The organism is Phaeovulum sp., from assembly GCF_041596715.1.
GTDB lineage: Bacteria > Pseudomonadota > Alphaproteobacteria > Rhodobacterales > Rhodobacteraceae > UBA6213.
The window spans coordinates 1-8,782 of sequence record NZ_JBFHIA010000128.1 but is presented as its reverse complement, the minus strand read 5'-3'; the positions used below and the strand labels follow the sequence as shown (position 1 = coordinate 8,782).

General features: G+C 62.7%; 9 protein-coding genes. 3 read left to right on the top strand and 6 right to left on the bottom strand.

Features of this window, described 5'->3' with window-relative positions; translation table 11 throughout:
* The 5 genes from ABY403_RS09925 to ABY403_RS09905 all read right to left on the bottom strand — a co-directional run.
* Positions 1-938, bottom strand: a 938-nt coding sequence (locus ABY403_RS09925) for a branched-chain amino acid ABC transporter permease (RefSeq protein ID WP_372840636.1), incomplete at its 3' end; no start/stop codon positions are given.
* A 67-nt stretch (positions 939-1,005) separates the two neighbouring features.
* Positions 1,006-1,710, bottom strand: coding sequence for an ABC transporter ATP-binding protein (locus ABY403_RS09920; RefSeq protein ID WP_372840635.1), 705 nt, complete (start codon positions 1,708-1,710; stop codon positions 1,006-1,008).
* Positions 1,707-2,492 (bottom strand): ABC transporter ATP-binding protein, encoded by a 786-nt coding sequence (locus ABY403_RS09915; RefSeq protein ID WP_372840637.1) that lies wholly within the window; start codon positions 2,490-2,492, stop codon positions 1,707-1,709. The genes ABY403_RS09920 and ABY403_RS09915 overlap by 4 nt, the downstream gene beginning before the upstream one ends.
* A 106-nt stretch (positions 2,493-2,598) precedes the next feature.
* A complete protein-coding gene (locus tag ABY403_RS09910) occupies positions 2,599-3,783 on the bottom strand; it encodes an ABC transporter substrate-binding protein (RefSeq protein WP_372840634.1) in 1,185 nt (394 codons plus the stop codon).
* A gap of 122 nt (positions 3,784-3,905) precedes the next feature.
* The gene (locus ABY403_RS09905) at positions 3,906-4,928 is read right to left on the bottom strand and encodes a GlxA family transcriptional regulator (protein WP_372840633.1); all 1,023 of its coding nucleotides are present in this window, start codon (positions 4,926-4,928) and stop codon (positions 3,906-3,908) included.
* Between the two features lie 141 nt (positions 4,929-5,069).
* On the opposite strand from ABY403_RS09905, the gene ABY403_RS09900 reads away from it, so the two are divergent.
* Positions 5,070-6,440, top strand: a complete 1,371-nt coding sequence (locus ABY403_RS09900) for a class II 3-deoxy-7-phosphoheptulonate synthase (RefSeq protein WP_372840632.1) — start codon at positions 5,070-5,072, stop codon at positions 6,438-6,440.
* 43 nt (positions 6,441-6,483) lie between these two features.
* On the opposite strand, the gene ABY403_RS09895 is transcribed toward ABY403_RS09900, so the two are convergent.
* On the bottom strand, positions 6,484-7,212 hold the full coding sequence (locus tag ABY403_RS09895; protein WP_372840631.1) for a PAS domain-containing protein: 729 nt from the start codon (positions 7,210-7,212) through the stop codon (positions 6,484-6,486).
* A gap of 175 nt (positions 7,213-7,387) precedes the next feature.
* Here ABY403_RS09895 and ABY403_RS09890 point away from each other — a divergent pair, with 175 nt between their 5' ends.
* Together ABY403_RS09890 and gmk are read left to right on the top strand one after the other, a co-directional pair.
* On the top strand, positions 7,388-8,269 hold the full coding sequence (locus tag ABY403_RS09890) for a YicC/YloC family endoribonuclease (RefSeq protein WP_372840630.1): 882 nt from the start codon (positions 7,388-7,390) through the stop codon (positions 8,267-8,269).
* A 3-nt stretch (positions 8,270-8,272) separates the two neighbouring features.
* On the top strand, positions 8,273-8,782 hold a 510-nt coding region (gene gmk / locus ABY403_RS09885), incomplete at its 3' end, for a guanylate kinase (protein ID WP_372840629.1).

Below are 8,782 nucleotides of genomic sequence, written 5' to 3'. Positions count from 1 at the left end.
GCGAACTTGTATTCAGTGGACAAAAGCTGGATCGGCCCACTCGGCGTCCAGTCGCCGGGCACGAGGTAGGCCACCACCCTGCGAAAATCGAAGGTGACCGCCACCTCTGAAAAGGCAATCACAAAGCCCCCCGCAATCGCGCCGATCGGGTTGCCAAGCCCGCCCACGATGGCCGCTGCAAAGATCGGCAGCAAAAGCTGAAAGTAGTTGAAAGCCTTGAAACTTTTATCAAGGCCGAACAGCGTGCCTGCGATTGTGGTGATAGCGGCGGCGATGATCCAGGTTACGGCCACCACTTTTTCGGGGTTGATGCCCGAAAGCAGGGCAAGGTCTTCGTTGTCGGAAAACGCGCGCATCGACTTGCCCGTGCGCGTGCGGCCCAAAAACCAGAAAAGCGCCCAGACCACGAGCACCGCGGTTACCAGCGTAATCACCTGTGTCGAGCGCAGCGCCAACCCTTCGGCCAAACCGGTTGCCGCCTTGAACTCGCGCGCATTGATGACAAAGCGCACACCGTCATCGAACTGAATCTCGCGCACGCCGATCAAAAAGCGGGTCAACCCGTTCATCACGAACATCACGCCCACAGAGGCCATCACCAGAATGATCGGCGCAGACTTCTTGGCGCGATAGAAGCGATAGACAGCCCGGTCGGTGCCCAAGATCAGCGCGGCGGTGATGAGGATGCCAAAGGGCAGCGCCAGCAGCGCCGTGGGCAGCGGCGAAATTGAGACCCCAAGCGATTGCAGCCCCCAGGTTACGACAATGGTGGCGGCGGTGCCAAAGGCCATGGTGTCGCCATGTGCAAAGTTGGAAAACCGCAGGATCCCGTAGATCAGCGTCACCCCCAGCGCCCCCAGCGCCAGCTGTGCGCCGTAGGCCGATGCCGGGACGATGACGTAGTTGAGAAGCGTCACGATGGCGTTGAGAAAATCCATGTCAGTGCCTCTCGATGGAATGGGCGGGCGCGGTGCGGCACGGGGGCAGGTGCGGTGCGATCATCGCTTAGCCCCCCAAGAACGTGCGCCGCACGTCCGGGTCGGCCAGCAAGGCCTCGCCCGTGTCGGTGTAGCGGTTGGAGCCTTGCACCAGCACATATCCCATATCGGCGATATCAAGTGCCTGACGTGCGTTTTGTTCGACCATCAGAATCGAAATGCCGGTGCGCGCCACCTCGATGATGCGGTCGAACAGTTCGTCCATGACAATGGGCGAGACGCCTGCGGTCGGCTCATCAAGCATCAAAAGCTTGGGCTCGGTCATCAGTGCGCGGCCAACGGCCACCTGCTGGCGCTGCCCGCCAGAAAGTTCGCCCGCGGCCTGACGGCGCTTTTCCTTCAGAATCGGGAATAGGGCGTAGACCTGCTCCATCGTCGCAGCAACGTTGTCGCGGCGCAGAAACGCGCCCATCTCAAGGTTTTCCTCGACGCTCATCGAGGGAAACACGTTCGATGTTTGCGGCACAAAGGCCATGCCCTTGGCCACGCGCGCCTGCGGGGTAAGTGCCGTGATGTCTTCGCCTTCCAGCATCACATGACCGCCGCGCAGCTTCAGCATCCCAAACACCGCCTTCATCGCGGTAGATTTGCCAGCGCCGTTCGGGCCGACGATCACCGCGATCTGGCCCTTTTCGACGCGCAATGTGCAGCCGTGCAGAATGTCGGCGGCGCCGTAGCCACCGGTCATGTTCTCTGCGACGAGGAAGCTCATGCCAGCCCCTCCCGCACCTTGTTTTTCAAACCGGTGCCCAGATAGGCCTCGATCACCGCCTCGTTTTGCATGATCTCGTCCGATTTGCCGGTGGCAAGCACGCGCCCTTCAGCCATGACGATAACCGGGTCGCAAAGTCGCGCAATAAAGTCCATGTCGTGCTCGATCACGCAAAAGGTGTAGCCGCGTTCCTTGTTCAATCGCACGATCGCATCGCCGATTGTATTGAGCAGGGTGCGGTTCACGCCTGCGCCGACTTCATCTAGAAACACGATCTTCGCTTCGACCATCATCGTGCGGCCAAGTTCGAGCAATTTTTTCTGCCCACCCGAAAGATTGCCCGCCTTTTCATCAGCAAGATGCGAGATGGTCAGAAAATCGAGCACTTCGTCAGCCTTGGCGGAAAGCGCAGCCTCTTCGGCGCGAATACGTGCGCGGGCGAACCACGCGTTCCAAAGCGTCTCGCCCGCTTGGCCAGAAGGAACCATCATCAGGTTCTCGCGCACCGTCATCGACGAAAACTCTTGCGCAATCTGGAAGGTGCGCAGCAGCCCTTTGCCAAACAATTCATGCGGCGGCAGGCCGGTAATATCTTCGCCCGCCATCGTCACGCGCCCCGATGTCGGCGGAAGAACGCCAGCGATAACATTGAAAAGCGTAGATTTACCCGCACCATTCGGACCGATCAAACCGGTGATCGACCCTTTCGCTATACTGATTGAGACATCATCGACGGCGCGAAAGCCGCCAAAATGCTTATGCAGGTGCTCGACCCGGATCATGCATCCCCCGATCTTCATGTTTGGCATGAAGCGCGCCCGTCGCGGGCTTGATTTTCAGTGAAACAGCCCGGATTTCTCCGGGCTGTTCGCTGCGTTCGTTGCGGTCTCAGCGGTACTTGACCACGTTGAGCTTACCGTCTTGGAACTCGATCTCGCGATAGGAGCCAGAGCTTTCGCCCGGTCCGATCAGTTCGACAGCCGTGGCGCCGACATAATCGACATCGCCACCCGCCGCGATGATTTCCAGCGCCTTGGCCAGTTCGCCCGGCAGGATCGGTTCGCCCGGGGCGTTGGCCACATCCATGACCTTGTCTTTGTAGACCGCAGGATCGGACGATCCAGCCGCCGCCATCGCCAGCAGGATCAGCGCAGCCGCGTCATAGCTTTCGGGCGAGAAGGCCGAGGTGCCATCGTATCCCGCAGCCGTTGCCATTGCGACATAGGCGTCGCGGCCGGCGCCAGCGGCTGCCGGGTTCTGGCCGAACGAGCCGGTGATTTCCGGGCCGAACTTGTCTTCCAGCGCTTGGCTGACCATGCCGTCGGGGAACTCGAACAGATCGAACGCGCCGGCGTCGAGCGCGCCGCGGATAATGCCCGCGCCACCTTGGTCGATGTAGCCCGCAACCACCAGAATCTCGCCGCCCGCAGCCGCAAGCGCCCCGACTTCGGCCGAATAGTCGGCTTTGCCGTCATCATGCGCCTGCACGATCGTCACGGTGCCGCCTGCTTCGGTGTAGGCTGCGGCAAAGCTGTCGGCCAAGCCCTTGCCGTAGTCGTTGTTGGTGTAGGTGACTGCGGCGGACTTGATGCCGCGCTCCAGCAAGATTTCGGTCATCACGACGCCTTGACGCGCGTCCGACGGCGATGTGCGGAAGAACAGCCCGTTGTCTTCAAGCGTCGAGAGCGCGGGCGAGGTGGCCGAGGGCGAAATCATCACGATACCGTTCGGCATGGCGACGTTTTGCAGGCTGGCCGTGGTTTCGCCCGAGCACATACCGCCGACGATGCCGCGCACGCGCTCGGCCGTCACCAGACGTTCTACCGTAGCGGTCGCTGCCGCAGCGTCGATGCAGGTAGAGTCGCCGCGCACCGCAACCACGGTCGAGCCACCCAGCAGCAGGCCCGAGGCCGTGACTTCGGCCATCGCCATTTCAGCACCCGCCGCCATTTGCGGCGCGAGCGACTCGAGCGGCCCGGTAAAGCCGACCGAAATGCCCAGCTTGATTTCTTCGGCACCGGCAGCACCGGCCACGAGCGCGATTGCCGCGCTCGCCAAAAGCAACTTCTTCATAATAGGCTCCCTTGTTGGATCGTTGTCCTGACGAGGAAGGTTAGTGACAACAATTGTAAAAGAAAAGCGCCGTAAACAACTTTCGTGCGCGGCAATGGCGCGCAACGTTGCGTCGTTGCGCGCTACCCTTCCTCTGCTTCGCTGGGGGCACCGGAAGTGCCTCGTTCGCGGTAGGGCGTGGTGGCATATTGCGCGCGGTAGCATTTGGAAAAATGCGACGGGCTGGCAAATCCGCAGGCCAGCGCCACGTTAATCACGCTCATCTCGGTCTGCATCAGCAAATTGCGCGCCTTTTGCAGCCTAATCTCCATATTGTAGCGCTTTGGGCTGCGGTTGAGATAGCGGCGGAACAACCGCTCCAACTGACGGGTGGACATGCCGGCGTCTTCGGCAAGTTTGGCGGGGCTGATCGGGTCTTCTAGGTTGGCTTCCATCCGCGCGATCACCTGCGCCAGTTTTGGATGCCGAACCCCGATTCGAGTGGGAATCGACATCCGCTGACTATCTTGGTCGGTGCGGATCGAATTGTAGATAAGCTGGTCGGCCACGGTATTGGCCAATTGCTCGCCGTGGTCCTGCGCGACCACACGCAGCATCAGATCAATCGAGGCGGTCCCGCCCGCCGAGGTCATGCGGTTGCCGTCTATTACGTAAACCGATTTGGTCAGCCGCACGTCCTCGAAATCTTCTGCGAAACTGTCCTGATTTTCCCAGTGGATCGTGGCGCGTCGCCCTTCCAGCAGCCCAGCCTTCGCCACCGCCCAAGCACCGGTGCAAAGCGCGCCGATCGCGGCACCGCGCCGCGCCTCGCGGCGCAGCCAATTCAGGATCGGCTTTGACGTTGCCTCGGCCACATCAAGCCCGCCGCAAACCACCACGGTGTCGTCGCGCAAAATCTCTTCAAGCCCGATGTCAAGCCGCACGACCGTGCCGTTCGAACACCGCGCCTCTTGCCCGCCTTCGCCCGCCAGCACCCAAAAATAAAGCTTTTTGCCGCTGACCTGATTTGCCAGCCGCAAGGGTTCAATTGCCGAGGCAAAGGCGATCAGCGTGAAGCGATCGAGCAGCAGAAATACAAAACGGCGGGGCCGAGGCGGCGCAACTGGTGCTTTGCGCGCAGCGACAATGGGTGATGGACTACGCATTTGCGACCACTTTATGTCGTTTCAGCAACCAATACAGGCTTTGCTCTGCCCCGCAAGGGGACACACGCTTGCGCATTTGCGCAATGCCTCTTGGCCGCGTATAACGCGCCCCGTTAGCGCAAAGACCTGAGAGGACGCCTGATGACCACGGCCTGGACCAAATCCGATTGGCGCAAGCTGCCGCGGCTGCAAATGCCAGATTACCCCGACCCGATCGCGCTGAGCGCCGTCGAGGCGCAGCTTGGCCGTATGCCGCCACTGGTTTTTGCCGGTGAAGCGCGCAAGCTCAAGCGGGCGCTGGCACAAGTGGCCGAAGGGCGCGCATTTCTGTTGCAGGGCGGCGATTGCGCCGAAAGTTTTTCAGAGTTTTCAGCCGACAATATTCGCGACACTTTCAAGGTGTTGCTGCAAATGGCGGTGGTGCTGACCTGGGGCGCCAAGGTGCCGGTGATCAAGGTTGGCCGCATGGCGGGGCAATTCGCCAAGCCGCGTTCAGCCTCGGTCGAGACGATTGGCGGGGTCGAGTTGCCAAGCTACCGCGGCGACATCATCAACGGCTTCGACTTTACCGCTGACGCGCGCCTGCCCGAACCGGGGCGGATGTTGCAGGCCTATACGCAGGCCGCAGCCAGCCTGAACCTGTTGCGCGCCTTCTCGACCGGCGGTTTTGCCGATATCCACCGCGTGCAGAACTGGATTTCAGGTTTCACCGATGATGACGATGCCGAACGGTATCGTGATATCGCGCTGCGCATTTCCGACGCGATGGCCTTCATGGCCGCCGCCGGGGTGACGTCTGAATCCGCGCCCGAACTTGGGCAGGTCGATTTCTACACCAGCCACGAAGCCTTGTTGCTGGAATACGAAGAAGCACTTTGCCGGATCGACTCGACGACCGGGCTGCCGGTGGCAGGCTCTGGCCATATGCTGTGGATCGGAGATCGCACGCGTCAGCCCGACGGCGCGCATGTCGCCTTTTGCCGGGGCGTGCAGAACCCGATCGGGTTGAAGTGCGGCCCGTCGCTTACCTCGGACGATCTCAAGATGCTGATCGAAAAGCTCAACCCCGAAAACGAACCGGGGCGGCTGACGCTGATCGCGCGGTTCGGCGCGGGCAAGGTGGGCGAACATCTGCCGCGCCTGATCCGCACGGTGCGCGAGATGGGTGCCAGCGTGGTCTGGACCTGCGATCCGATGCACGGCAACACGATCAAGTCGCCCTCGGGCTTCAAGACGCGCCCGTTCGATTCGGTGCTGCGCGAGGTGCGCGAGTTCTTTGCGGTGCACCGCGCCGAAGGCTCGATTCCGGGCGGCGTGCATTTCGAGATGACCGGGAAGGACGTGACCGAATGCACGGGCGGTGTGCGCGCGGTGACCGACGAAGACCTCTCGAGCCGCTATCATACCGCCTGCGACCCGCGGCTTAACGCTAGCCAGTCGCTGGAACTTGCGTTTCTGGTGGCAGAAGAGCTTCAGACCCTGCGCGACCAACGCCGCGCCGCGGCCATATGAAATATCGCACCGCGCGGAAAGGGTTTCGCGCGGTGCCCTTGGCCTAATCGTTCTTGACCACCAGCCGCAACTGGGCGCGCCGTTCTTCGGGGCTTTTGCTGGGCAGCGCAAAGCGGGCGGCTGGTTCGGCAAAGCCCGGCTGCGGGGCGGTAGCAGTTTCGGGCGCAATTTCATCCGCCTGCGGGCCGGATGGCGCGGCCGCGCCAAACTCTGTCGGATAGCCTGCGGTGATTGCGGCCACGTGCACCGCGTCGATCAGAAAGCGGCGCGGGTTGCGGCCGATCTGACCATCGCTCACCAGACAACCGAGTATGCGCGTGACATCGCCAAGGTCCGATCGCAGCGGCAATAGCAACAGCCGTGCCGCCAGCGGCGGCTTGCCGATGCCGGTTTCGCCGGAAAGCACCAGCTCTGCGGCGGATGGGCCCTGAAATACCTCTTCGATGATCTCGCCGATGCGATGGCGCGCTTCGGGGGCAAAGAAGGAGGAAAGCGGCATACCGCGCACTTCCATGCCGATCAGATCGTTCAGATGCATACCCGCCAGCCGAAATCGCGCCATACCGGGTGCGATGCGTTCCGCGATGAAGGCATATTCGAGCGCGCTCTCGATGCCGCGCGGGTCTACATCGGCGCGCGCGGGCACACGCCGCCCCTTGCGCAGCGCCTCCCAATAGGCGCGCACTTCGCCCAAGGCACGAAACCGCATTCCGCCCTCCATCGTGGCGAGTGTCACAACCGTTCCAGCGTCATCTGCAACCTTGTCGATCATACCAAAACCCTCCGCACGGCCCCAGAGAAATCCCCCGGCTCTGTCGCTGGCGCGCTTGCTGTGCTAGGCCCGGCGCGACATCGTTACCGCAAGATGAATCTAGCGCGTCCTGCGGCGAAAAGGTGAGGAAAGTTTACAAATGGTTAATCAGGCAGAGGCGGCGAGTCCGCGATCCATGACAGGGTTCGCAGCACGGCAGGGTGCCGGAGCGGGCATGGAATGGGCGTGGGATCTGCGCGCCGTCAATGGCAAGGGCTTCGACCTTCGGTTGCGGCTGCCCGAGGGTATCGACGGGCTCGAAGCGGGGGTGCGCGAGGCGGTGGCGCGTGTGGTGGCGCGCGGCTCGGTGCAACTGGGCCTGAAACTTTCGGCGGGTGCCGCCAGCGAAACCTTGCAGATCAACCCGCCCGGCTTGACGGCAGCGCTTGCCGCGCTGGCCGCTGCCGAGGCGCAGGCCGCAGGGCAGGGGCTGGAGCTGGCGCGCACCTCGGCGGCGCAAGTGCTGGGCCTTCGCGGGGTGACACAGCAAGTCGTTGCCGAAGCGCCCGACCCGGTCGCGTTGCGCGAGGCGGTGCTGCAAGATCTTGCCGCCTTGTTGGACGATTTCGATGCAATGCGCCGCACCGAAGGCGCAGCGCTTGCACGCGTGCTGGGTGCACAGATCGACCGCATCGCCACGCTGACCGATGACGCCGCCCTTGCCGCCGAGGCGCGCCGCCCCGAGGTTGCCGAAAACCTGCGCGCAGCACTGGCGCGCGTGGCCGATGCGGCACCGGGTGCTGACCCTGCACGCGTTGCCGCCGAACTTGCCATGTTGGCGATCAAGGCCGATGTGACCGAAGAAATCGACCGGTTGCGCACCCATGTCGCAGCCGCGCGCGCACATCTGGCCGCAGGCGGCCCGGTGGGGCGCAAGCTAGAGTTTCTGACCCAAGAGTTCGTGCGCGAGGCCAATACGCTTTGTTCCAAGTCCGGCTCGGCTGCGCTGACCGCGATCGGGCTTGACCTTAAGCATGTGATCGACCAGATGCGCGAGCAGATCCAGAATCTGGAGTGAGCGATGACGCATAACCCCCGCCGTGGTCTGCTGATCATCCTGTCCTCGCCCTCGGGCGCGGGCAAAACCACGCTGGCCCGCCGCCTTATGGCCAAGGATCCCGGTCTGCGCTTTTCGGTTTCGGCCACCACGCGCGCACCGCGACCGGGTGAAACCGATGGCAAGGAATACTGGTTCATGGATCGCGCAGGCTTTGAGGCGGCCACGGCGCGTGGTGATATGCTGGAACATGCCGAGGTGTTCGGCAACCTCTACGGCTCGCCCCGCGCGCCGATCGAGGCCGAGCTTGCGGCCGGGCGCGATGTGATCCTTGATATCGACTGGCAGGGCGGCCAACAGGTGCGCAACTCTGCGCTTGGGCGCGATGTCGTCTCGATCTTCATCCTGCCGCCGTCGATTGCCGCATTGGAGGGCCGTCTACGCGCCCGTGGGCAAGACAGTGCCGAGGTGATCGCCGGGCGCATGGCGCGCGCGCAGGACGAAATCAGCCACTGGGCCGAATACGACTACGTT